The organism is Dellaglioa sp. CoH-57-MRSF-16 (genome assembly GCF_056782055.1).
Genome location: NZ_JBXAXZ010000207.1, coordinates 1 through 250, shown reverse-complemented (window position 1 = coordinate 250; position 250 = coordinate 1). Strand labels below are relative to the sequence as shown.

Below are 250 nucleotides of genomic sequence, written 5' to 3'. Positions count from 1 at the left end.
GACTCGAACAACCACAGCGTCCGGTAACTCAAGTAGAGCGCCAGACACGATTCACGTACGGGCTACCTATTTTTACCCGCATACTGCACAATCACCAAAACTTGGCGGAAGCGGTGAGATTCGAACTCACGGAGGACAAAGCCCTCGCCGGTTTTCAAGACCGGAGCCTTAAACCACTCGGCCACACTTCCATTGTTCTGCTTATTTACTATCGCGAGGCTTACGCACGCGCTTCGGCTTGTCCGTGACC

Annotated in this window: 1 tRNA gene; it reads right to left on the bottom strand. The window is 53.6% G+C overall.

Annotated features, from left to right (window positions below):
- Positions 1-102: 102 nt before the first annotated feature.
- Positions 103-191: transfer RNA gene (locus AC1RPH_RS08445), tRNA-Ser, on the bottom strand.
- Positions 192-250 lie beyond the last annotated feature (59 nt).